The organism is Streptomyces sp. GSL17-111 (assembly GCF_037911585.1).
GTDB lineage: Bacteria > Actinomycetota > Actinomycetes > Streptomycetales > Streptomycetaceae > Streptomyces.
In genome coordinates, this window is record NZ_JBAJNS010000001.1 from 233,718 (window position 1) to 256,700 (window position 22,983).

17 protein-coding genes and 1 pseudogene are annotated in these 22,983 nt (G+C 74.2%); 8 read left to right on the forward strand and 10 right to left on the reverse strand.

Annotation, left to right across the window (positions count from 1 at the left end):
* Window positions 1-15: 15 nt before the first annotated feature.
* Entirely contained in the window at window positions 16-1,389 is a 1,374-nt protein-coding gene (locus V6D49_RS01100; RefSeq protein ID WP_340556260.1) for a family 2B encapsulin nanocompartment shell protein, read from the reverse strand.
* Between the two features lie 52 nt (window positions 1,390-1,441).
* Window positions 1,442-2,863 (reverse strand): family 2B encapsulin nanocompartment shell protein, encoded by a 1,422-nt coding sequence (locus tag V6D49_RS01105; protein WP_445330447.1) that lies wholly within the window; start codon window positions 2,861-2,863, stop codon window positions 1,442-1,444.
* Window positions 2,864-3,367: 504 nt separating this feature from the next.
* On the opposite strand from V6D49_RS01105, the gene V6D49_RS01110 reads away from it, so the two are divergent.
* Window positions 3,368-5,809 carry a right-handed parallel beta-helix repeat-containing protein gene (locus V6D49_RS01110; protein ID WP_340556262.1) on the forward strand — a complete coding sequence of 814 codons (2,442 nt, stop codon included), beginning with the start codon at window positions 3,368-3,370 and terminating at the stop codon, window positions 5,807-5,809.
* 506 nt (window positions 5,810-6,315) lie between these two features.
* Here the strand turns inward: V6D49_RS01110 and V6D49_RS01115 are convergent.
* Window positions 6,316-8,652, reverse strand: a pseudogene (locus V6D49_RS01115) (hypothetical protein); the annotation flags it as partial.
* A gap of 328 nt (window positions 8,653-8,980) precedes the next feature.
* Here V6D49_RS01115 and V6D49_RS01120 point away from each other — a divergent pair.
* Window positions 8,981-9,463 carry an SRPBCC family protein gene (locus tag V6D49_RS01120; protein ID WP_340556266.1) on the forward strand — a complete coding sequence of 161 codons (483 nt, stop codon included), beginning with the start codon at window positions 8,981-8,983 and terminating at the stop codon, window positions 9,461-9,463.
* Window positions 9,464-9,476: 13 nt separating this feature from the next.
* Here V6D49_RS01120 and V6D49_RS01125 read toward each other — a convergent pair whose 3' ends face one another.
* Window positions 9,477-10,637, reverse strand: coding sequence for a PLP-dependent cysteine synthase family protein (locus V6D49_RS01125; RefSeq protein ID WP_340556268.1), 1,161 nt, complete (start codon window positions 10,635-10,637; stop codon window positions 9,477-9,479).
* A 102-nt stretch (window positions 10,638-10,739) separates the two neighbouring features.
* Here V6D49_RS01125 and V6D49_RS01130 point away from each other — a divergent pair, with 102 nt between their 5' ends.
* The 3 genes from V6D49_RS01130 to V6D49_RS01140 all read left to right on the forward strand — a co-directional run bounded on the left by V6D49_RS01130 (window position 10,740) and on the right by V6D49_RS01140 (window position 12,604).
* Window positions 10,740-11,078: a hypothetical protein gene (locus V6D49_RS01130; RefSeq protein WP_340556269.1), complete on the forward strand. Its 339-nt coding sequence runs from the start codon at window positions 10,740-10,742 to the stop codon at window positions 11,076-11,078.
* A gap of 143 nt (window positions 11,079-11,221) precedes the next feature.
* Window positions 11,222-11,743 (forward strand): ATP-binding protein, encoded by a 522-nt coding sequence (locus V6D49_RS01135; protein WP_340556271.1) that lies wholly within the window; start codon window positions 11,222-11,224, stop codon window positions 11,741-11,743.
* A 78-nt stretch (window positions 11,744-11,821) separates the two neighbouring features.
* On the forward strand, window positions 11,822-12,604 hold the full coding sequence (locus V6D49_RS01140) for an alpha/beta fold hydrolase (RefSeq protein WP_340556272.1): 783 nt from the start codon (window positions 11,822-11,824) through the stop codon (window positions 12,602-12,604).
* Between the two features lie 63 nt (window positions 12,605-12,667).
* Here V6D49_RS01140 and V6D49_RS01145 read toward each other — a convergent pair whose 3' ends face one another.
* Window positions 12,668-13,900: an ROK family protein gene (locus V6D49_RS01145; protein ID WP_340556274.1), complete on the reverse strand. Its 1,233-nt coding sequence runs from the start codon at window positions 13,898-13,900 to the stop codon at window positions 12,668-12,670.
* A gap of 72 nt (window positions 13,901-13,972) precedes the next feature.
* Between V6D49_RS01145 and V6D49_RS01150 the strand changes: the two genes are divergently transcribed.
* Together V6D49_RS01150 and V6D49_RS01155 are read left to right on the forward strand one after the other, a co-directional pair.
* Complete coding sequence (locus V6D49_RS01150; protein ID WP_340556275.1) at window positions 13,973-14,713, forward strand: maleylpyruvate isomerase family mycothiol-dependent enzyme; 741 nt, start codon at window positions 13,973-13,975, stop codon at window positions 14,711-14,713.
* 85 nt (window positions 14,714-14,798) lie between these two features.
* Window positions 14,799-15,269: a DUF4442 domain-containing protein gene (locus V6D49_RS01155; RefSeq protein WP_340556277.1), complete on the forward strand. Its 471-nt coding sequence runs from the start codon at window positions 14,799-14,801 to the stop codon at window positions 15,267-15,269.
* Between the two features lie 54 nt (window positions 15,270-15,323).
* Here the strand turns inward: V6D49_RS01155 and V6D49_RS01160 are convergent, their stop codons facing one another.
* Window positions 15,324-16,577: a geranylgeranyl reductase family protein gene (locus V6D49_RS01160; RefSeq protein ID WP_340556279.1), complete on the reverse strand. Its 1,254-nt coding sequence runs from the start codon at window positions 16,575-16,577 to the stop codon at window positions 15,324-15,326.
* Between the two features lie 262 nt (window positions 16,578-16,839).
* On the opposite strand from V6D49_RS01160, the gene V6D49_RS01165 reads away from it, so the two are divergent.
* Window positions 16,840-18,159 (forward strand): dipeptidase, encoded by a 1,320-nt coding sequence (locus V6D49_RS01165; RefSeq protein WP_445330610.1) that lies wholly within the window; start codon window positions 16,840-16,842, stop codon window positions 18,157-18,159.
* A 5-nt stretch (window positions 18,160-18,164) separates the two neighbouring features.
* On the opposite strand, the gene V6D49_RS01170 is transcribed toward V6D49_RS01165, so the two are convergent.
* The 4 genes from V6D49_RS01170 to V6D49_RS01185 form a co-directional block, all read right to left on the reverse strand.
* The gene (locus V6D49_RS01170; protein WP_340556282.1) at window positions 18,165-19,202 is read right to left on the reverse strand and encodes an NUDIX hydrolase; all 1,038 of its coding nucleotides are present in this window, start codon (window positions 19,200-19,202) and stop codon (window positions 18,165-18,167) included.
* Between the two features lie 326 nt (window positions 19,203-19,528).
* Window positions 19,529-20,860: a DUF6986 family protein gene (locus V6D49_RS01175; protein ID WP_340556284.1), complete on the reverse strand. Its 1,332-nt coding sequence runs from the start codon at window positions 20,858-20,860 to the stop codon at window positions 19,529-19,531.
* Between the two features lie 200 nt (window positions 20,861-21,060).
* On the reverse strand, window positions 21,061-22,035 hold the full coding sequence (locus tag V6D49_RS01180; RefSeq protein ID WP_340556286.1) for an electron transfer flavoprotein subunit alpha/FixB family protein: 975 nt from the start codon (window positions 22,033-22,035) through the stop codon (window positions 21,061-21,063).
* 49 nt (window positions 22,036-22,084) lie between these two features.
* Window positions 22,085-22,870, reverse strand: a complete 786-nt coding sequence (locus V6D49_RS01185; RefSeq protein WP_340556288.1) for an electron transfer flavoprotein subunit beta/FixA family protein — start codon at window positions 22,868-22,870, stop codon at window positions 22,085-22,087.
* Window positions 22,871-22,983: the final 113 nt, after the last annotated feature.

A 22,983-nucleotide genomic window follows, 5' to 3' on the forward strand; every position in this document is an offset into this window, starting at 1 on the left:
CACCGCACGCGTCGGTCAGAGCTGGACGTCCTCCAGGATGCCGAGGGCGTCCGGGACGAGGACCGCGGCCGAGAAGTAGGCGCTGACGAGGTAGGAGATCACCGCCTTGTCGCTCACGCCCATGAAACGGGCGTTGAGGCTGGGCTCCAGTTCGTCCGGAATGCCGCTCTGGTGCAGGCCGACGACGCCCTGGTTCTCCTGGCCGACGCGCAGGGCCAGGACGGAGGTGGTGTTCTCGGGGGTGATGGGGATCTTGTTGCACGGCAGGACCGGAATGCCGCGCCATGCGCGTACGGTGCTGCCGTGGAGTTCGGTCTCCCCCGGGTACAGGCCCCGGGCCGTGCACTCCTGACCGATCGCCGCGATGGCCCGGGGGTGGGCCAGGAGGAACTGGGTCTTGCGGCGCCGCGAGATCAGTTCGTCGAGGTCGTCCGGCGTGGGCGGCCCCGAGCACGTGGGCAGGCGCTGGCGCGGGTCGGCGTTGTGGAGCAGCCCGAAGTCCCGGTTGTTGACGAGCTCGTGCTCCTGCCGCTCACGCAACGCCTGGACCGTGAGCCGCAGTTGCTCGGCGACCTGGTCCATCGGCTCGTTGTAGAGATCGGCGACGCGGCTGTGCACCCGCAGCACCGTCTGCGCCACGCTCAACTCGTACTCCCGCGGCGCGATCTCGTAGTCCACGAACGTGCCCGGCAGCTCCGGCTCCCCCTCGTGGCCGGACGCCAGCTCGATCTCGGCCTCACCCCGCTTGTTCTGTTTGGGGATCGCCGGTCGCGACCGGCGATCCAGGTGCTCGCGCAGCGCGGGCGACCCGTCGACGACGCCGCGGAACTCCCCCAGCGGCAGGGCCAGCACGGTGCACCGGGTGAGGGCGCGCAGGCTGTGGTCCCAGGTGCCGGGGTCGGCGGCCAGCGCGTGGTCCCCCGCCCACTCACCGTCGGCCAGCCGTCCCAGGTCGCTGTCGGCGTCGTAGGCGCCCACCGCCACCTTGCCGACCTTGCCGTGGACGATGAGCAGCACCTCCTCCACCGGCTGGTTCTGCTCGGCCAGCAACTCCCCCGGGCTGTACTCCCGCTGGACGCAGCGGTCGGCCAGGGCGGTCAGCTCGTCGCCCTCGAAACCGGACAGGGCCGGCATCTCGGTGAGCTCGGCGGGGATGACCCGCGCCTCCCGTCCCGTGATCAGGAACTCCATCCGCCCGTTGCCGAGGGTGTGGCACAGACGCCGGTTCACCCGGTAGGTGCCGGCGGACACCTGCACCCAGGGGAGGATCTTCAGCAGCCACCGCGAGGAGATGGACTGCATCTGCGGGGGCGTCTTGGTCGTGGTCGCCAGCTGCCGCGCCGCCGCGGTGGCCAGACTCATCGGGTTCGTCGTGTCGGTCGTCGTCATTCCGTGTCGGCCTTCGTTCGCGGGTGGTCGGGTGCGTCACGTCCGGACACGGTCAGTGCCCGACCTCGACGTCCTGGAGAATTCCGAGCGCGTCGGGAACGAGAACCGCCGCGGAGAAATAGGCGCTGACGAGATAGGAGATGACGGCCTTTTCGTTGATACCCATGAAACGGGCGGAAAGGCTGGGCTCGATCTCGTCGGGAATTCCCGCCCGGTGCAGCCCGACGACACCCTGTGCCTTTTCGCCGGTGCGCATGGCCAGGATGGAGCTGGTGCCCTGCGCGGTGACCGGGATCTTGTTGCAGGGCAGCACGGGTACGCCGCGCCAGGCGGGGACCTGGTGGCCCCGCATGTCCACGGTCCCCGGGTACAGGCCGCGGCGGCTGCACTCGCGCCCGAAGGCGGCGATGGCCCTGGGGTGGGCGAGGATGACGCCCGGGTCCTTCCAGACCGTCGCGAGCAGCTCGTCCATGTCCTCCGGGGTGGGCGGCCCGGTGCGGGTGTGCACGCGCTGGCCGAGGTCGGCGTTGTGGAGCAACCCGAAGGCCCGGTTGTTGACCATCTCGTGCTCCTGCCGCTCCCGCAGGGCCTGCACGGTGAGCCGGAGCTGCTCCTCCACCTGGTTCATCGGCTCGTTGTAGAGGTCGGCGACGCGGCTGTGCACCCGCAGCACCGTCTGCGCCACGCTCAGCTCGTACTCCCGCGGCGCGGAGTCGTAGTCGACGAACGTGCCCGGCAGCTCCGGCTCCCCCTCGTGACCGGCGGCCAGTTCGATGGCCCTCTCCCCCTCGGCGTTGTGCCGCCCGGGTGCGTCGCTGCGGAACGCGGCGAGGTGCTCGCGCAGGGCGGGGGCCCGGTCCGCGGTCTCGCCGACGGCCTCGCGCGGCAGCAGCAGGACGGTGCCGCTGGTGAGCGAGCGGAGGGTGAAGTCCCACGTGCCCGGCGACTCGGCGGTGACCTGGTGGGAACCGGCGTGGTCGCCCCCGGCCAGGACGCCGAGCTCCGACTCCTCGTCGTACAGTCCGCTGCGCAGCTTGCGCAGCTTGCCGTGGGCGATCAGGACGATGTGTTCGACCGGGCTTCCGGCCTCGACGACGACCTCGTCCGGCCCGAAGTCGCGCTGCACGCATCGGCCGGCGAGCTGGGCCAGGACCTCGGAGTCGGTGAATCCGCGCAGCGGCGGCAACTCCCGCAGCTCGTCGGGGATGACGGCCACCTCGGCGCCGGTGGTGGTGAACTCCACCCGGCCGTCGCCCAGGGTGTGGGTGAGTCGGCGGTTGACCCGGAAGGTGCCGCCCGACACCTGCACCCACGGCAGGACCCGCAGCAGCCAGCGCGAGGTGATGGACTGCATCTGCGGCGGCGTCTTGGTCGTGGTCGCCAGCTGCCGCGCCGCCGCCGGAGCGAGGCTCTGCCGCGCACCGGAGCCGTTGCCGCCGGAATGCATCTCGATCGGATCGACCGAAGTCGTCACGCAGGACACCACCTATCACTGTGGAACGCGGGCTGATTCCGCCCGCCGTGCGCGATGAAACTAACCAGCCCGCGAGACGAGCGGCAATCACTCAAAAGAAGCGCGGGTGCAGTGAATGCGCACCGGTCGGCAGGGGTATTGAGCCGCGAAATTCACGCGCATATCCACCATGCGTCACTACGAAACCCAGGATGGTGACGCCCTGTGACGGCCTGCCCTGCGGCAGCCAACTGCCGTGCCGTCGGGAGGCGGTGGCACAGGGGGCGCACACGGCGCACCCGGGGGATCAGTCCTGGGCGTACGTCCCCCGGGCCGCGCCCGTCCCGTGCCGGGCGGCCGGGACCGGGGCCTCCACCGCTACCGGGGGGAACGTGTGACAGGTCTCCGGCCGTACGCGCTACCGTGGTGCACCGCCGCCCGCGTGGGGCGGCTCCGATCGCCGTCCGCCCGGGTGGACGGCGTGTTCTCGCACGTATCGCACGAGGTTTGGGGCACGACGGTCCTATGGCGCACGGCTCGGTCCAGGTGACGTACACCAGCACGTCGCGATGGCGACGCCGCACCGGGGACTACTCCTCGCTGGCCGCCGCGCTCGAGGCCGCCGGGGACGGCGACGTGCTGACCGTCGCGCCCGGCACCTACCGGGAGAACCTCCTCGTCGACCGGGCCGTCACCCTGCGCGGTCCGGAGCGCGCGGGCGCGGGCTCCGTGCGGATCAGTCCGCCCGACGGCGTCCCGCTGACGATACGCTCGGCCGCCGTCGTGCGGGACCTCCAGATCGAGGGCCAGGACCAGGCGGCTCCGGCCCTGTTGGTCGAGGACGGCACGCCCGAACTGTCCGGGCTGCGGGTGGTCACGCGGTCGGCGGCCGGTGTCGAGGTCCGCGGCGGCGCCCGCCCGACCGTGCGGCGCTGCGTCGTGGACAACCCCGCGGGCGCCGGGTTCGATCTGTCCGGCAGCGCGGGCGGGCTGTTCGAGGACTGCGAGGTGGTGGCGGCCGGTCGGTCCGGTTTCGCCGCCCGGGACGGAGCCCACCCCCGGCTGGACCGGTGCCGCGTCCACCACACGGGGGGAGCGGGCCTGGAACTGACGGGCGAGGGCACGGCCGTGGAGGCGGTCGGCTGCGAGTTCTACGAGGTGCGGGGCAGCGGTGTGCACGTGACGGCCCGTGCGCTCGGGCAGCTGACGGACTGCCATGTGCACCGGACCACCTCCGACGGCGTGACCCTGGACACCGACGCCGTGCTCACCCTCACCGACTGCGACATCCACGACGTCCCCGAGAACGCCGTCGACCTGCGTTCCCGGTCCGTGCTCACACTCGTCCGCTCCACCGTCCGCCGCTTCGGCCGCAACGGCCTGTCCGTGTGGGATCCGGGCACGCGGGTGGACGCCAACCGCTGCGAGATCCACGAGAGCACCGGGGACTACCCGGCGGTGTGGGTCAGCGACGGCGCCACCGCCGTCCTCGACACCTGCCGCGTGCACTCCGTCCCGGACGCCCTGTTCGTCCTGGACCGGGGCTCGCGCGCGGACGTCGTCGACAGCGACCTGACGCAGGTGCGCGGCACCGCCGTGTCGGTGAGCGACGGCGCCACCGTGGAGCTGGACGACTGCCGCATACGTGAGGCGGCCACCGGCGCGTGGTTCCGTGACCACGGCAGCGGCGGCACGCTCTCGGGCTGCACGATCGACGGAGCGGCCACCGGCGTCATCGTCACCAAGGGCGCCGACCCCGTCGTCGAGCGCTGCACGGTGACGGGCCCGGCCGAAGCCGGCTTCTACGTCTCCGCCGAGGGGCGCGGCACGTTCACCCAGTGCCGCGTGACCGGCTCGCGCGGTTACGGCTTCCACGTGATCGACGGCTGCCGGGCGGTGCTGCGCCGGTGCCGCACCGAGCGCTGCGCGCGCGGCGGGTACGAGTTCGCCGAGGACGGCCCGGTCGCCGAGGACTGCGGCAGCGACGAGTCGGCCGCCCCCGCCGCCGCGGAGTCGGTGCCCGCCGCCGGCGGGGCCGGAGGGCTGCTGGCCCCGCTGCCGCAGCCGACCGCCCGGCCACCGGCACCGGCACCGGCACCGGCACGGCAGTCGGGGTCCACGACGGGCGGCGACACCGAGGAGGCGGCGACGGCCGCGCGGCCCGCCGAGGAAGTGCTGGCCGAACTCGACGCCCTGGTCGGTCTGGAGAGCGTGAAGCGGGAGGTGCGGGCCCTCACCGACATGATCGAGGTCGGGCGGCGCCGTCAGCGGGCGGGCCTCAAGGCCGCCTCGGTCCGCCGGCACCTGGTCTTCACCGGCTCCCCCGGCACGGGCAAGACGACGGTGGCACGGCTGTACGGCGAGATCCTGCACGCGCTGGAGGTGCTGCAGCGCGGGCACCTGGTGGAGGTGTCGCGCGTGGACCTCGTCGGTGAGCACATCGGCTCCACGGCCCAGCGCACCCAGGAGGCCTTCGAACGGGCCCGAGGGGGCGTGCTGTTCATCGACGAGGCGTACGCCCTCTCCCCCGAGGACTCCGGGCGGGACTTCGGCCGGGAGGCCATCGACACACTGGTCAAGCTCATGGAGGACCACCGCGACGAGGTCGTGGTGATCGTCGCCGGGTACACGACGGAGATGGAGCGCTTCCTGGCGGTCAATCCCGGAGTCGCCTCCCGGTTCTCCCGCACCATCACCTTCGGGGACTACTCGGCCGACGACCTGCTGCACATCGTGGAGCAGCAGGCCGACGAGCACGAGTACCACCTGGCCGAAGGCACGCCGGACGCCCTGCTGAAGTACTTCGACACGCTCCCGCGCGGACCGTCGTTCGGCAACGGCCGCACCGCGCGGCAGACGTTCGAAGCGATGGTCGAGCGGCACGCCGGCCGTGTCGCGGGACTGGCCGATCCCAGTACCGAGGAGTTGACCCTGCTCTACGCCGAGGACCTCCCGGCGCTGCCCTGAGCCGGATCGCCCTCCTGCCGCCCCGCTCGGGCCGGTGACGGTTCGTCGTGCCCGGCGGTCGGCGGTACGGTGTCGGAGCGCCGGGGACGGGCGGGCAGCAGCCCGGTGCGGACCCGTGACAGCAGTCCCGCCGCCCGCAGGAGGGCGGCGGCCCCCGTGCCGACCGCGAGAGCCGCTGCGCCGCCGGCGGCGACCATGAGCACCGTGGCGCCACCGGGGGTGCGGGCGGCGGGCAGCGACCCCAGCGCCGCCGCCGTGGCGAGCGCGACGAGGGCGATGAGCGCCAGCCCGGGCCCGCCGCGCGCCAGGGCCCGCACCTCCCTGCGGCGCCCCGAGTCCCCCGGGCCCCCGGCCGCGGTGTGCTGTTGCGGTGGCACTCCCTCCGCCGCGCCGCCCCCGGAGCCACGGCCCTCGGAGGGCGCGGGATCCGGGAGGGCCGCGCGGGGAGGCGGCGTGGGACCGCCGGGCCCGATCCGGGCGCGAGGCGTCCGGGGCGCCGGCGGTACCGACCGGCCGCAGGCACCGGGCTCCGGTGCGCCGGGCCGGGTCCCGAGCCCGGCCAGCAGCGCGGCCCGCTCCGCCACGAAACTCGGGTCCAGGTGGTAGTCGCCGTGCCCCAGGACGGGCGCGAGGAGCGGATCGCGCAGGGTGCGCCCGAAGGTCCGCGGGTCGGGCAGCGGCCCCCGGTCGACGCCGGGCACCTTCACGGGGCCCCCGATGGGGTCGGTGAGCCGCCACAGGTTGCGCCAGTGGTCCACCTGCCCGGAGAGCGCACCGAGGGGACCGGGGCCGAACCAGGCGGGGAACCAGCGCCCGTAGAGCCGCTCCAGCGGCGAGCCGTAGGTCAGCAGGGCGACCTGGCCCCGGGTCGCCGGGTCGAGTTGCCACACGGCCGCGGCCGCCAGCACGCTTCCCTGCGAGTGACCGGAGATGACCAGGCGCCCCTTGGTGAGCCGGGTCCAGGTGCACATGCGCCAGGTGAGGTCGGGTACGGCGCGCTCGGCGTAGCAGGGGGGCGCGAAGGGGTGGGCGGCGCGGGGCCAGAAGGTGCCGACGTCCCAGAGGATGCCCACGCTCCGCCGGGCCCCGGCGTCCCGGTAGGCGCGGCGGCCCAGGGCGACGAGGACCAGGACCAGCCCGCCCATCAGCCAGGATCCGAGGCCCTGGGCGAGATCGGCGGCCGCCGCGACGGGCGGTGGTGCGCCGTCCACGGCGTGCTCGGGCGCGTGGCCGCTGACGAGTGCTCCGGCCACCGCGCCGGCCCCGAGCAGGGCGGTGAGGGCCGCGACGGTACCGACGAGGACGGGAGCCTCGTCGGTGAGCCCGGCGCGGGCGATGGCGGACGCGATACGGGCCCTGCGCGCGGGCATGTCGGTGTCCTCGTCGGGGTAGCCGTGGGCGACGTCCGGGACGAGTCGTCGGCCGAGCCGCCACACCCGCACGGCGCAGATCGCCGCGAAGACGGCGACGGCCAGGACCACCACCGGAATCACGGCCGCCTGCCACGTGAGCACCACGGGCGGGCCGGCGATCCGGGCATCGGGGAGCGCCGCGGACGAGCCGGGGGCGAGGGTCTCGGCCGCCCGCTGGGCCACACCGCCGGTCAGGAGCCCGCCCAGCGCACACGCGAGCAGGGCCACGGCGGGGCCGCCGAGGCCGCCCAGGGCGCTGCGGTGCGCGGCGGGGGCGCGCCGGTGCAGGACGAGGGCGGTGCACGCCAGGGCCAGCACGAGGACGCCCTGGACGACGGTGGAGACGCCGAAGTAGCCGGTGCCGGGCAGTTGGGCACTGGCCCGCCAGCCGGGGCGGTCCCAGCCGGTGTGCACGGCCGTCAGCACCAGGAGGGTGAGGGCGGCCCAGGGCAGCAGCCGGGCGGCGGGCGTCTCCGGCCGGTCGTCGGTGCGGCGCTCACTGCGGCCGCGCCGGGCCACCACGACGCAGACCAGCGTCCACAGCGCCACGCAGGCGATCGCCAGCAGGGCTCCGGTGACGCGGAGCGCACCGCCGCGCGGGCCGTCGTACTGCGCCGCTGCCGCCTGCAGGGCCGCCGTGACGGTGAGGAGGGCGGCGGCCGTGTGCGCGGCGCGCAGCCGGGCCACGAGGCGGCGGCCGTACCAGAACCCCGGGAGACTCAGCGGCTGTTCCTCCGCCGTTCCGTCTCCGCCCGGCCGCCGAGGAACGCTGCCCGGGCGGCGTTCCTCGGCGGCCGGCGGCGTCGCCGACTCGTACGCCCCCCAGGTACGGCGCGCGAGCCACCACAGCAGCCCGACGAGGGCGAGGGGCACCACCGCGGCGACGACGAGACGGCGCCCGGGCAGGCTCCACCAGCCGGCGTTGTCCTCGGCGAGGAACGTGAGCCAGGAGGTGTCACCGGCGCACCGGGCAGCTCCGGCACACTGCCAGGCGACCAGATCGAGGGCGACCTCGCCGGCGGCAGCGGTGAGCAGCACGGTCAGGGAGAGCGCGATGAGCCGCACCAGCACCCCGTACCAGCGGTGTGCGGGATGGTCGCCCGGTGCCGCCGGACGCATCCAGTGCGCCAGGTTGACGATCATGAAGGGCAGCAGGACGAGCCACAGCGCGCGGGCTCCGTTGCCGGAGGTGAGTCCGGCCCAGCAGTACGCCTCGCGGACCGGCCGTCCGCCGTACCGGGCGGGGTGGTCCTCGGCCTGCGCGTCGTCCGCCCGACGGTGGATGCCGGCGGTGTCGTCCCCGGTGACCCGGACCGTCCGGGGGTCGTCGAGCATCGCCTGGGGCGTGGCGCCGCCGACTCCGTGCACCAGGAGTTCCAGTGACGGCACGGCGGCCGGGCCGCGCTGCGGTGGAGCGCCCGGTTTGCGCATGTGCGGTACGTCAGCCATGTGCGGTTCCCCCGATGTCCCGGCGGCCCTGACGTCCCAGGATCGGGCCGGAACACCACGCTGCGCAGCCCCCCGGGGTGAATGCGGGGCGAAATCGTGACAGGAAGGGGGAGGAGGGGACGTCGAGCGGGACGCGGTGCTCTGCTGGCTCCACTTCGTTGGGCTCTTTTCTCGGTATGCGGGGCCTTACGGCGCGGCAGTGTCGTTGCACAATCTGGCGGAGTGGGAGTGCGGCCGTCATCTCACGGGCTCCGACCGGCGCGTCGTCCTGGCTGCTGACAGGTCGCCCCGGCCGCCGTACGCTCCGGTGATGAGACGTCATCTCGTCGACGTACCGGTGGAGTTCGTCCACCTCGCACCCCTGCGGCTGACGTGCCGGACGCGGGTGGCGGCCACGCCGTCAGAGGTGTACCGGGCGCTGGCCGAGGGCACCGCCGGAGGACGGCCGGGGCTCCGGCCCACGGCGAACGGGCCCCGCGCGTCCGGGGCTTCGGCGGTCGAGCGGGCACGGCACGGCGGTGGCCTGGTGGTCAGCGGGACGGTCCTCGCCGCGCGTCCCGGGGAGCACTACGCCTACCGGGCCGACGAGGTACGGGTGCCGGGTGTGCGGGCCCTGGTCGCCGACTGGCGGCTGACGCCGGGCCCGACCGGGGGCACGCGCGTGGTCCGGACGCTCGCCCTGGACGTCGCGCCGGTGCTGCGCGCTCTCGCGCCGCTGGCCCGCCCGTGGCTCGGCGGCATGTTCCGGCGGTCGATGCGCCGGCTCGACACGCGGCCGGCCGGACGGGGCTGAGGGCCCTGGTGGATCAGACGTCGGTCCGGGGCCAGACGCCCGTGTCGAGGAAAGCGGTGAGCGTGGCGGTGTACGGGCCGATGTCCAGTCCCTGTTCGGCGAGCCAGGTGTCGGAGTAGTACTTGTCGAGGTAGCGGTCGCCCGGGTCACAGATCAGGGTGACCACCGAGCCCCGACGGCCGGCGGCGACCATCTCGGCGACGATCCGCAGCGCGCTCCACAGCCCCGTCCCCGTCGAGCCGCCCGCCCGGCGCCCCACCACCTCCTCCAGCAGGCGCACGGCCGCGACGCTGGCCGCGTCCGGCACCTTCATCATCCGGTCGATGGCGCCCGGCACGAAGCTCGGCTCCATCCGGGGGCGGCCGATGCCCTCGATGCGCGAGCCGCACGCGCTCACGGTCTGCGGGTCCTCGGCGACCCAGCCGTCGAAGAAGCAGGAGTTCTCCGGGTCCGGCACGCAGATGCGGGTGTCGTACTGCATGTAGCGCACGTACCGGCCGAGGGTCGCCGACGTCCCGCCCGTGCCGGCGGCGGCGACGATCCACGCGGGCTCCGGGTGGCGTTCGAGTCGCAACTGGTGGTAGATCGACTCGGCGATGTTGTTGTTGCCGCGCCAGTCCGTCGCACGTTCGGCGTAGGTGAACTGGTCCATGTAGTGACCGCCGGTCTCCGACGCGAGCCGGGTCGAGACCTCGTAGACGGTCTGCGGATCGTCCACGAGGTGGCAGCGGCCCCCCTGGAACTCGATGAGCCGGGTCTTCTCCCGGCTGGTGCTCCGCGGCATGACGGCGATGAAGGGCACCCCGATCAGGGAGGCGAAGTACGCCTCGGAGACGGCGGTGGAGCCGCTGGAGGCCTCGATCACCGGCTTGCCGGGGCGGATCCAGCCGTTGCACAGCCCGTAGAGGAAGAGCGACCGGGCGAGCCGGTGCTTGAGGCTGCCGGTGGGGTGCGTCGACTCGTCCTTCAGGTACAGGTCGATGCCCCAGGCCTCCGGAAGGGGGAAGCGCAGCAGGTGGGTGTCGGCGCTGCGGTTGGCGTCGGCCTGCACGGTGCGGACGGCGTCCTTCAGCCAGGCCCGGTAGGCGGTGTCGCTGCGGTCCACGTCCAGTGTCTCGGCGGGCTGCCCGGCGGGAGCGGGACGGGCGGTGCGGGACACGTTCTGGCTGTTCACGCCGCGATGATATGCGGCCTCTGGCGTACCGCCGCACCGCCGGGCACACTGCGTGCAGGAGACGGTCACCCTCCGGTGGCCGGACGGGTGAGGCGGTGCGCGATGGCGGTTCCCGATTTCGACCTCGACGGTGTCCCGGTGCGTCGTCCGCCGCGCACCCTGACGCGTGCGGGTCAGGTCCTGGTGCGCGGCGGACGGATGGCGCTGCTCACCAGTTACGGACGCGAGATCGACAGCGCCCCGGTGGAGAAGGTCCGTCTGCCCCGGCCGTGGTGGAGGGCGTGGCGCACCGCCCGGCGCCGGACGGTGGTCGTGCTGGGCGGGACGCGGTACACGCTCGGCCTCGCGCTCCGCGACCGCTCGCGGTTGACGGCCGCGCTCGGTGACGCCCGGGAACGCGCGGCGAAGATCGCTGCTGATCGACGCATCGTGCACCCTTGAACACCACCCGATTTGCGCAACCATGTGAGCTGAATCACGCTGGTAAGTCACGGGAACCTTCAGCGGCCGTCGCCCGGGTTCCGGTGAGACCCAGCCACGCATGTCGCCCCCGTACGTCGCCCCGGCCCCAGGGAGTCGCAGCCGTGATCAGTCACCCCGCCCCCAGCAGGCACTGTGCGGTCGAGTTCCAGGCCCTGCCCTCGCGCATCGGCCAGGTACGCCGCATCGTCTCCGCCCAGCTCCGCTACTGGCACCTGCCCCAGCTGACCGACACCGCCGCGCTCGGCGTCACCGAGCTGCTGGCCAACGTGCACCGGCATACCGGCGCGGACAAGCACTGCACCGTGGAGATCGTGCTGCTGTGGGACCGGCTGACGATCTCGGTGCGGGACCACGACCCCCGGCTGCCCGAGGTGCGCTCCCCCGGGACGACGGCCACCAGCGGACGCGGGCTGGCCCTGGTGGCGGCCATGAGTGAGAGCTGGGGCATGCGCGCCCAGCGCGGCGGCGAGGGGAAGGTCGTCTGGTTCACGCTTCCCGCGCCGCCGCCCGGCGAACGGCGCACGGGGCCGGGAGCCGGGCCCGCGGGGGTCGCGCGCCCCACCGCCGCGCCGCCCGCCGGGGCCGTGCGGGAGCCCGGTCACGCCAGCCCCGTGCCCGGCTGAGACGGCGGCGCCCGTTCCGGCGGGCGACTGCCGTCCGAGCGCCCCGGTGTGCGCCTGACGGGGCCTTAGCATCACGGCATGACCAACGAAGCGTTGCTGGGCGGCATACGCACCGCCTATCTGGACGAGGGCACCGGTGCACCCCTGCTCCTCGTCCACGGCCATCCCTTCGACCGCACGCTGTGGGCCGCCCAGACGGAGGCGTTCGCCACGGCCGGGCACCGCGTCATCGTGCCCGACCTGCGCGGCTACGGCCTCAGTGAGGTCGTCCCCGGCACGACGCCGCTGGCGGACTTCGCGACGGACCTGGCGCGGCTGCTGGACCACCTGGGGGTGGAACGGGCCACGGTCGCCGGGGTGTCCATGGGCGGCCAGATCGCCCTGGAGCTCTTCCGGCTGTTCCCCGAACGTTTCGCGGGGCTCGTGCTGTGCGACACGGCGCCGTACGCGGAGACCGAGGACGGCAGGGTCGGCCGCCGTGAACTGGCCGAGCGCCTCCTCCGGGAGGGCATGGGCGGCTACACGGCCGAGGCGGTCGACAGGATGGTGGCGCCGCAGTACCGGGAGGCCTCCCGGCGGGTGCGCGCGATGATGCTCGCCGCGCCCCCCGAGGGGGCGGCGGCCGCGCTGCGCGGGCGGGCCGAACGACCCGACTACACGCCGGTCCTGAGCCGGATCGGCGTGCCCACGCTCGTGGTCGTCGGCCGGGAGGACACCTATACGCCGGTGTCCGACGCCGAGTTCCTCCACGCGCACATCGCCGGATCGCGGCTGGCCGTCATCGAGGACGCCTCGCATCTGCCGATGGTGGAACGCCCCGGGGAGTTCAACCGCGTGCTCGCCGACTTCCTGCGGCACTGACCCGCGTCCCGTGCCGCCCTGCGGGTCGGCGGCACGGGACGGCGATCGGCCGGACGGGTCGGGTCAGCCCTCGGTGAGGAGCAGCGGATCGTCCAGGACGGGCTGCCACGCCATCTCCGCCGCTCCGACGAGGGAGTTGTGGTCGAGGGTGCAGGCCAGGACGGGCACCTCTCCGCTGCGGCCCCACAGGCTTCGGTCCGCGACGACGGCGCGCAGCCGCTCCTCGTCGGCCCGCAGCAGCTCGCGGTGGAGCCCGCCCAGGATGATGCGGTCGGGGTTGAGGATGTTCACGAGCGAGGCGAGACCCTGCCCGAGACGGTCGATCAGCCGGTGGGCCGCCGCGCGGACCGCGAAGTCGCCGGGGTAGGCCGTGCGGAGCAGGTCGCGGGCCTGGTCGAGCAGAGAGACCTCCGGTCCGGCGTCGCGCCCGGCGGCCTCCAGGAAGGCCAGCGGGTCGGTCTCGACGTCGAGGCAGCCGCGGCTGCCGCAGTGGCACGGGCGGCCCTGCGGATCCACCGTCAGGTGGCCGACCTCCAGGGCGAGCCCGGAGCTGCCGGTGTGCAGCCGTCCGCCCAGCACGAGGGCGCCGCCGACGCCGCGGTGGCCGGTGGCCACGCACAGCAGGTGCCGCGCCCCGCGCCCCGCGCCGTGGCGGTGCTCGGCGAGCGCTCCGAGGTTGACGTCGTTGGCCGCGTACCCGACGGCCACGCTGCCCGGGGCGGGGCCGGTGACGCCCGCGTCGGCCAGGCACCGGCTGAAGACCTCGCGGACCGGCGCCCCCGGCGGCCAGGCCACGTGCAGCGGATTGAGCGCGGTGCCCTCAGGTTCGGCGACGGCCGACGGCACGGCGAGCCCGGCCCCCACGCAGCGCCGGCCGGTGTGGCGCAGCAGCTCGGCGCCGGCGTCGACGACCTCGCGCAGGACCTGGCCGGGGTCGGCGCCGACGTCCCCGCAGCCGGGGGCGGTGGCCACGACGGTTCCGCCCAGCCCGACGAGGGCGGCGCGGAAGCCGTCGGCGTGCACCTGGGCGGCGAGGACGACGGGCCCGTCCGGCTCGACCCCGAGGCGGTGCGAGGGCCGTCCCTGCGAACCGTCGGAGGAGCCGGTGGGGCGGGAGTCCACGGTGATGAGGCCGAGGGCCTGGAGTTCGGCGGCGACGGCGCCCGCCGTCGCCCTCGTGACGCCCAGCTCCGCCGTGAGCACGGCACGGGTGGGCGCGCGGCCGGTGTGGACGAGCTGGAGCGCCGGTCCCAGCGCGCTGCGTCCCCGGTCGGAACGGGTTCGGTGGTGGGTCACGGCATCCATTCTGGCTTTGTGCTCACAATAAACAAATGAGACCCCGTCGGCGGCGGTGGCACAATCCGCGTCATGCGGACCACGGATCACCTTCACGCCCTCACCCGGGAGGGTGAAGCGCTCATCTCCGCCGCCGAACAGGCGGGATGGGACGCCACGGTACCCACGTGCCCCGGCTGGCGGGTGCGCGACCTCGTCGTCCACCAGGGACACGTCCACCGATGGGCGGCCGACACCGTCGCCGAGCGCCGGGCCTCCCCGGTGCGGCGCTCGTCGGACGACGTCCCCGACGCCACGCTCGCGCGCTGGTACCGCGAGGGGCACGCACGCCTGCTGGAGACCCTCTCCGGCGCCCCGGAGGATGTGCAGTGCTGGACGTTCCTGACCGGCTCCCCGACGCCGCTGGCGTTCTGGGCCCGCCGCCAGGCGCACGAGACCGCGATCCACCGCGTCGACGCCGAGCTCGCCGCCGGCGTCGAACGACCGGAGGTGGACGCCGCCTTGGCCGCCGACGGCATCGACGAGCTGCTCACCGGATTCCTCACGCGCGAACGCAGCCGGCTGCGCGCCGAGAAGCCGTGCGTGCTGAGGGTCCGCACCCAGGGCCCGGGCACCGGCCGGACGTGGACGGTGCGGATCACCTCCGCCGCACCGGAGGTCACCGAGGGCGTGCACGGCAGGGCGGACTGCGCGGTGAGCGGCCCGGCGTCCTTGCTGTACGTGGCCCTGTGGAACCGGGTGGAGCTGACGACGGCCGCGGTGGAGGGCGATCCGGGCCTGGCCGCCCGGTGGCGGGAGCTGTCGGCCGTCTGAGCGACGCGAGCCGCCCGCCGGGTGCGGCGCCCGCTCCGGACACCGACGAGTTACTCACCGGTAATATCACTGCTAGCCTGGCCGCATGGCACGTCGAATCAGTGCGGCCACGCTGCGCCGCGGAATGAACCTGTGGCCGCCCTTCCTCTTCGCGGGCGTCCGGGTGCTGCACATCGCCGACGACTGGAGCAGTGCCCGGGTACGGCTGCGACTCGGCCGCTTCAACCGCAACTACTTCGGCACGCACTTCGGCGGCTCGTTGTTCTCCATGACGGACCCGTTCTGGGCCCTGCTCGTCGTCTCGTCCCTCGGCCGGGACTACATCGTGTGGGACCGGGCGGGCGAGATCGACTTCGTCTCCCCGGGGCGCGGCGACGTCTTCGCCGACTTCAAGCTGACGCCGGACCGCCTGGAGGAGATCACCGCGGCCACGGCCGACGGCTCCAAGGCACTGCCCTGGTTCGCCTGCACCGTCACCGCGGCGGACGGCAGCGTCGTCGCCGAGGTGCGCAAGCAGCTCTACGTCCGCCGCAAGCGGGCCGCGCAGGAGCGCTGAGGGGAGCTCGACCGGGCTCCCCCGCCGCCCCACGGGGCCGACCCGCCGGGCCCGTCAGGAAGCGCCGTCGAGCGAGCGGTTGTCCAGCGCGGTCAGCGCCCGGCGCGCCAGCGGACGGGTGCGGATGAGCTCGGCGAGCGTGGTGGAGCCCCGGGTGATTGCGGCGAACGCGTTCCAGGCGGGCCGGAAGCCGGTGAGGGTCGCGTGCAGCAGACCGGGACGGCGGGAGAAGACCTGGTGCATGCGCCGCCCGACGCCCATCTCCACGCCCAGGCCCGACTTGATGGCGAACGCGTAGTTGAGCGCCTGGCGCCGGGCGTCCACGGCGTCGCCCGCACCGGCGATGCGGACCGCCCACTCCCCCGCCAGCCGCCCCGAACGCAGGGCGTACGAGATGCCCTCGCGCGTCCACGGCTCCAGCAGCCCGGCGGCGTCACCGCACACCAGCACGCGGCCGCGCGTCAGCGGGGAGTCATCGGCACGGCAGCGGGTCAGGTGCCCCGAGGAGACGCTCGGTTCGAATCCCGCCAGTCCGAGCCGGGCCGTGAAGTCCTCCAGGTAGCGCTTGGTCGCCGCCCCCTCGCCACGGGCCGAGATGACGCCGACGGTCAGGGTGTCGCCCTTGGGGAAGACCCAGCCGTACGAGCCCGGAAGCGGCCCCCAGTCGATGAGGACGCGCCCCGCCCAGTCCTCCGCCACGGTGTCGGGGACGGGGATCTCCGCCTCCAGCCCCAGATCGACCTGGTCCATCTTGACTCCGACGTGCGCCCCTATCCGGCTGGCGCTGCCGTCCGCGCCCACGACGGCCCGCGCGAGCACCGTCTCGCCGCCGGAGAGGACGACGGCGACCGTGCGGCGGTCGGGGACCGCAGGACCGTGCTGCTCGACGCGGGAGACGGTCACGCCCGTGCGCAGCTCCGCGCCCGCCTTCTGCGCCGCCTCGACCAGTGCCTGGTCGAACTCCGGCCGGTTCACCAGACCGAAGAGCATCCGCCGCGAGCGGCGGGTGCGGCTGAAACGGCCGTCCAACGAGAACGTCACGGCGTGCACGCGGTCCTGGAGCGGCAGTTCGAACCCGGGCGGCAACGCGTCCCGGGAGGGGCCGATGATGCCGCCGCCGCAGGTCTTGTAGCGCGGCAGCCGGGCCTTCTCCAGTAGCAGTACGCGCCGCCCGGCCACGGCCGCCGCGTGCGCGGCGGAGGCGCCCGCCGGTCCGGCACCGACCACGACCACGTCCCAGACGGCGGCCGACTCCTCCCCCGCGTCCCCGGCGGCGTCGGCTGTACTGGGGGTGTTCTCGCTGCTCACGATCTGCTCTGCTCCCGCTCGACCGACCGGCCAGGAAGGGCCTGGCCCCTGCGGCATCCTACGGCCCGGTGCCCGCGAGAACCGCTGTGGGAGGATCAACACACCGCCGGACGTGCGGCGATCCCGCTCTCCGGTGTCCTGCCCCCGGCATCCAGGAGGACGTTTCCGCATGGCGCACCACCCGGCACTCTCCGCCGACCCCACGCACGGCACGCCCACTCCCCCGGCACCGGACGCCGTCGCCGCGACGGTGGCGGCACTGATGCCGCAGGCCCGCGAGGAGCTGGCCGCGCTGGTGCGCTTCCAGTCGGTCGCCGATCCCGCGCAGTTCCCCGTCGAGGAGTGCGAGGGCGCGGCGCGCTGGATCGCCGACGCCCTGCGCGCCGAGGGCTTCACGGACGTCGCCGAGCTGGAGACGCCCGACGGCACGCGGTCGGTGTACGGGCTGCTCCCCGGCCCCGCCGGAGCGCCCACCGTGCTGCTCTACGCCCACTACGACGTCCAGCCGCCCCTGGAACTCGCGGGCTGGGACTCGCCGCCGTTCGAGCTGACCGAACGGGACGGGCGCTGGTACGGGCGTGGCACGGCGGACTGCAAGGGCGGGTTCATCCTGCACCTGCTCGCCCTGCGGGCCCTGCGGGCGCACGGCGGCGTGCCCGTGACCGTCAAGATGATCGTGGAAGGCTCGGAGGAGCAGGGCACCGGCGGGTTGGAGCGCTACGCGGAGGCCCATCCGGAGCTGCTGGCGGCCGACACGATCGTCATCGGTGACGCGGGCAACTTCCGCACGGGTCTGCCGACGGTGACCAGTGTGCTGCGCGGCATGACCCTGCTGCGCGTTCAGGTGGACACCCTCGAAGGGAACCTGCACTCCGGCCAGTTCGGCGGCGCCGCACCGGACGCCCTGGCGGCGCTGATCCGGCTGCTGGACTCGCTGCGGGCGGAGGACGGCTCGACCACCGTGGACGGGCTCGCGGCACAGGGCGTGTGGGAGGGACTGCCCTACCCCGAGGAGGACTTCCGCCGGGACGCCAAGGTGCTGGAGGGGGTCGAGCTGATCGGCTCGGGCACCGTCGCCGACCGCCTGTGGGCCCGTCCGGCCGTCACGGTGCTGGGCATCGACTGCCCGCCCGTCGTCGGAGCCACCCCCTCCGTGCAGTCCACCGCCCGCGCCCTGGTCAGCCTGCGCGTCCCGCCAGGCACGGACGCCGCCGACGCGGGCCGGCTGCTGGGCGCGCACCTGAGGAGCCGCGCCCCCTGGGGCGCGCGGGTGAGCGTGGAGGAGGTCGGCCAGGGCCAGCCCTTCCGCGCCGACACCGCCAGCCCCGCCTACACCGCGATGGCCGAGGCGATGGCGGAGGCGTACGACGGGGCGCGGATGGCGGTGGCGGGGATGGGCGGCTCCATCCCGCTGTGCAACACCCTGGCCGCTCTCTACCCCGAGGCCGAGATCCTGCTGACCGGCCTCAGTGAGCCCGCCGCGCAGATCCACGCCGTCAACGAGAGCGTCTCGCCCGACGAACTGCACCGCATGTCGGTCGTCGAGGCCCTGTTCCTGCAGCGGTACGCCGACCGCGGCTGAGTGGCTCAGCCGACCGGCCCGGACCCGACCGGGACGCCCGCCTCCAGGTTGAGCGGGCGTCCCCACTCCCGGGCCCGCAGCGCCCAGCGCAGCCGTGCCAGGCGCACCGGCGGCAGCAGCCCGGCGGCCTCCTCCTCGCCGACGAAGCGCCAGCCGCGCAGCTCCGCGCCGGGCAGCAGGAGGCCGTCCACGACGTCCGGGGTGAGCCGTCCGCCGTCGAAGAGGAGCCGCAGACCGCCGTAGGCGGGCGGAGCCGGCGGCTCCCAGTCCACGACGAGCAACCGGGGCTCCTCCGCCAGCCGCAGCCCCAGCTCCTCGGCGACCTCCCGGACACCGGCCCGGGCGGGCGGCTCACCCGCTTCGACGACGCCGCCGGGGAACTCCCAGCCGGGTTTGTAGGTGGGGTCGACGAGCAGCACCCGGTCCTGATCGTCGAAGAGCAGGACGCCGGCCGCCACGGTCTCCGCCGTCGGCTCCGGGGTCTGCACGATGTCGCACGCGCCGGCCCCGTCGTGCACGGCTTTGGCGATCCGCTCGGCCGTCCGGCGGGGGGTGAGCTCGGTGGTGTCCACGGTGTGGGCGTCGGTGGCCAGCCACGCGCGGGCGGCCCGGTAGGCGGCGAGCTCCCCCCGGGCGCGCTCGTCGTCCCCTGGGCCGGTACCCGGCGCCGAGCGGGCCGCGAGGCGTGCGCGGAGGATCGTTTCCTCCGCGTCGAGGAGGAAATGGCGCACGGGCACGCGTCGGGAGGCGAGCGCACCGAAGATCTCGTCCCGGTGCTCCTGGCGCAGCAACGTCATGGGCGTCACCAGCGGCCCCGGCACCTCGCTCAGCAGCACCGCCGCCGTCTCCACCAGCAGACGCCGCCAGGCCGCCAGGTCGCGGCAGTCGGCCACCTCTGCGGCCCGTTCCCTCGGCAGCAGGTCGCGCAACTGGGAGCCGACGAGAGACGGGTCGAAGACCGTGCTTCCGGGCAGCAGTTCCACCAGCTCCCCCGCCACCGCACCCTTGCCGGCGCCCATGGCGCCGTTCAGCCAGACGATCACGTGTCCCCCTCTTCGTCGCCCCCTGTTCCGTGCCCTGCCCGCCCCGTGCGGGAAACGCCTCCGGGCGGACCGGGAGGGGGGAGGAGGCGTCGCCGGGCCGGGCGCGGCACACGGGACACGCGGGGCGGACCGGACACACGGGGGTGCGGTACGCCGTCGGCGCCGGGCCGCACGGCGACGGTGCGGGGACCGCCGGGACGCGGCCGGACGAGGTCGTGGGCCATGGCGGGTATGGTGGCCCGCCCTTCCCCGCGTTGTACAGCCCGCCGCCGCTCGGACGGCGGGGCCGCGCGACGCGGGGAGGCCGGTGAGGTCAGGGGGCGGCGTCAGGGGGCGGAGACGGTCAGGGCGCTCCGGCGCGGCGCCGCGAAGCCCTCCACTTCGGCGCGGGACAGCCCGGTGGCCCCGCCCACCTCGGTGTCGTCCAGGGCGCCGCAGTCCAGGCCGCGCAACAGGTACCCGGCGAGTGCCTTGGCGGTGGCGGGCTCGTCCATGACGTCGCCCCCCGCGTCGGCCGCGTAGGCCGCGAGCCGGGCGGCGGCGGCCTCGTAGCCCTCGCGGTAGAAGGCGTAGACGGCGGCGTACCGGGTCGGCAGGTGGCCGGGGTGCATGTCCCAGCCCTGGTAGTAGGCGCGGGCGAGGGAGCGCCTGACGAGGTCGTGGTGCAGCTTCCAGGCGGCGTGCACCCGGGCCGTCGGGCCGACGGGCAGCACGTTGGTCGAGCCGTCGGAGAGCCGGACGCCGGTGCCCGCCGCGGCCACCTGCATGACGGCCTTCGCGTGGTCCGCGACCGGGTGGTCCAGCGACTGGTGGCCCGCGCTCACGCCGCAGCACGCGCTGTAGTCGAACGTGCCGTAGTGGAGCCCGGTGGCCCGGCCCTCGGCCGCCTCGATCATGCGGGCGACCGTGGCGCGGCCGTCGGCGCCCAGGATCGACTGGCTGGTCTCGATCTGGATCTCGAAGCCGATCCGGCCGGGCGTCAGGCCGCGTGCCTGCTCGAACTCCTCGCAGAGCCGGACCATGGCCGTCACCTGCTCCGCGTACGTCACCTTCGGCAGGGTGAGGACGAGGCCCCGGGGCAGGCCGCCGGCCTCCATGAGGCCGGTGAGGAAGATGTCGAGGGTGCGGATGCCCCGGTCGCGTACGGCGGACTCCATGCACTTGAGGCGGATACCGAGGAACGGCGGTACGCGGGAGGGTGCGCCGTCGGCGAACGCGGCGGCGACGAGGCGGGCGGCGCGGGCCGCGTGCGCGTCCTCCTCGGGGTCCGGCCGGTTGCCGTAGCCGTCCTCGAAGTCGATGCGCAGGTCCTCCACGGGCTCACGGCGGAGCTTGGCCCGCACCCGCTCGTGGACGCCCGCGGCGAGCTCGTCGTCGAGTCCGAGGACGGCGGCGAGCGTGCCCGCGTCGGGGGCGTGGGCGTCGAGCAGCCCGAGGGCCTGATCGCCCCAGGAGCGCGCGGTGTCGGCCGCGAAGACGTCGCCGGGCACGTACACGGTGTGCACGGGCTGCCGCGTGCCCGGATCACCGGGGTAGCGCCGGTCCAGTTCGGCGTCGACGGCGGCCAGTGACGCCCCGATCCGCTCCGTCACGGACCGTGTGAGCGTCAAGGTCACCGACGCCTCCGCCTCGTTCGCCCCCGGCCGACCCTGCGTCATCTGCACTCCCTGCGTCCCCGGGCGGCCCTGGCGGCCACCGCGCATCCTCGAATCATCAACAAAACGTTGAATTTCCTGGACGCTATGCCTCCCGCTCCCCGCACGTCAACACCCGCCCGCCGGCCGGGTGGGACACGCGAACGGCCGGGGCCCGCGCGGCGACTGCTGCGCGGACCCCGGCCGTCGTGTGCCGGAGGCGGTCAGCCCTTGCGGGTCTTGACCTCTTCGGTGAGCTGCGGGACGACCTCGAACAGGTCGCCGACCACGCCGTAGTCGACCAGGTCGAAGATCGGGGCCTCGGCGTCCTTGTTGACGGCGACGATCGTCTTCGAGGTCTGCATACCGGCGCGGTGCTGGATCGCACCGGAGATGCCGGCCGCGACGTACAGCTGCGGCGACACGGTCTTGCCGGTCTGGCCGACCTGGCTGGAGTGCGGGTACCAGCCGGCGTCGACGGCGGCGCGGGAGGCACCCACGGCGGCGCCGAGGGAGTCGGCCAGCGCCTCGACGACGTTGAAGTTCTCCGCGCCGCCGACGCCACGGCCGCCGGAGACCACGATCGCGGCCTCGGTCAGCTCCGGACGCCCGGTCGACTCGCGCTCCTTGCGGGAGACCACCTTGGTGCCGGTGGCCAGCTCGCCGAAGGAGACCGACAGCTGCTCGACGGTTCCGGCCGCCGCGGCGGCCTCGGGAGCGGCGGAGTTGGGCTTGACCGTGATGACCGGGGTGCCCTTGGAGACGCGGGACTTGGTGGTGAAGGCGGCGGCGAACACCGACTGGGTGGCCACCGGACCCTCGTCACCGGCCTCCAGGTCGACGGCGTCGGTGATGATGCCGGAGCCCAGACGCAGCGCCAGGCGGGCCGCGATCTCCTTGCCCTCGGCGGAGGAGGGCAGCAGCACGGCGGCCGGGGAGCCCTCGGCGGACGCCGCCTCGCACGCGGCCTGCAGCGCGTCCACCTTGGGCACGACCAGGTAGTCGGCGAACTCGGGGGCGTCGGCGGCGAGGACCTTCACCGCGCCGTACTCGGCCAGGGTCGCGGCGGCGGTGTCGGCACCGGGGCCGAGGTGGACGGCGACGGGCTCGCCGATACGGCGGGCGAGGGTCAGCAGCTCCAGGGTGGGCTTGCGGACGGCGCCGTCCACGTGGTCGACGTAGACAAGGACTTCAGCCATGGGATTGCTCCTGCGAGGAATGTGCGGGCTTGGGGGCGGGCGGCGGTGCTCAGATGAACTTCTGGCCCGCCAGGAACTCGGCGAGCTGCTTGCCGCCCTCGCCCTCGTCCTTCACGACGGTGCCGGCGGTGCGGGCCGGACGTGCGGTGGCGTCCTCGACCTTCGTCCAGGCACCCTCCAGACCGACCTCCTCGGCCTCGATGTCCAGGTCGTCCAGGTCCAGGGACTCCACCGGCTTCTTCTTGGCCGCCATGATGCCCTTGAAGGACGGGTAGCGGGCCTCGCCGGACTGGTCGGTGACCGAGGCGACGGCCGGCAGCGCGGCCTCCAGGTGCTCGGTGGCGGAGTCGCCGTCCCGGCGGCCGGTGATCTTGCCGTCCTCGACGGAGACCTCGGAGAGCAGGGTCACCTGCGGCACGCCCAGCCGCTCGGCCAGCAGCGCGGGCAGCACGCCCATCGTGCCGTCGGTGGAGGCCATACCGCAGATCACCAGGTCGTAACCGGTCTGCTCGATGGCCTTGGCCATCACCAGGGAGGTACCGATGGCGTCGGTGCCGTGCAGGTCGTCGTCCTCGACGTGCACGCCCTTGTCGGCACCCATGGACAGAGCCTTGCGCAGCGCGTCGCTCGCGTCCTCCGGGCCGACCGTGAGCACGGTGACCTCGGCGTCGTCGGCGTTCTCGGCGATCTGCAGCGCCTGCTCCACCGCGTATTCGTCGAGCTCCGAGAGCAGGCCGTCCACCGCGTCGCGGTCAGTGGTCAGGTCCTCGGCGAAGTGCCGGTCGCCGGTGGCGTCGGGCACGTACTTCACACAGACAACGATCCTCAAGCTCACGCCGGCTCTCCTACTGCATCGTCTTTACGGGCTGCTGCCTTCGCAGGCAGCATAGGCGCCTGCTGGGGCGGGTTCCGGTCGGGTGGACCGGTCCCTCCGACCAGTTTATTACT

What these genes read in the sequence shown, in the direction of transcription:
- V6D49_RS01130 (WP_340556269.1), top strand. Translation starts at nt 10,740, where the DNA reads ATGGCGGTTCCCGATTTCGACCTCGACGGTGTCCCGGTGCGTCGTCCG.
- V6D49_RS01175 (WP_340556284.1), bottom strand. Translation starts at nt 20,860, where the DNA reads ATGACGCAGGGTCGGCCGGGGGCGAACGAGGCGGAGGCGTCGGTGACC.
- V6D49_RS01155 (WP_340556277.1), top strand. Translation starts at nt 14,799, where the DNA reads ATGGCACGTCGAATCAGTGCGGCCACGCTGCGCCGCGGAATGAACCTG.
- V6D49_RS01165 (WP_445330610.1), top strand. Translation starts at nt 16,840, where the DNA reads ATGCCGCAGGCCCGCGAGGAGCTGGCCGCGCTGGTGCGCTTCCAGTCG.
- V6D49_RS01110 (WP_340556262.1), top strand. Translation starts at nt 3,368, where the DNA reads ATGGCGCACGGCTCGGTCCAGGTGACGTACACCAGCACGTCGCGATGG.
- V6D49_RS01100 (WP_340556260.1), bottom strand. Translation starts at nt 1,389, where the DNA reads ATGACGACGACCGACACGACGAACCCGATGAGTCTGGCCACCGCGGCG.
- V6D49_RS01120 (WP_340556266.1), top strand. Translation starts at nt 8,981, where the DNA reads ATGAGACGTCATCTCGTCGACGTACCGGTGGAGTTCGTCCACCTCGCA.
- V6D49_RS01150 (WP_340556275.1), top strand. Translation starts at nt 13,973, where the DNA reads ATGCGGACCACGGATCACCTTCACGCCCTCACCCGGGAGGGTGAAGCG.
- V6D49_RS01180 (WP_340556286.1), bottom strand. Translation starts at nt 22,035, where the DNA reads ATGGCTGAAGTCCTTGTCTACGTCGACCACGTGGACGGCGCCGTCCGC.
- V6D49_RS01140 (WP_340556272.1), top strand. Translation starts at nt 11,822, where the DNA reads ATGACCAACGAAGCGTTGCTGGGCGGCATACGCACCGCCTATCTGGAC.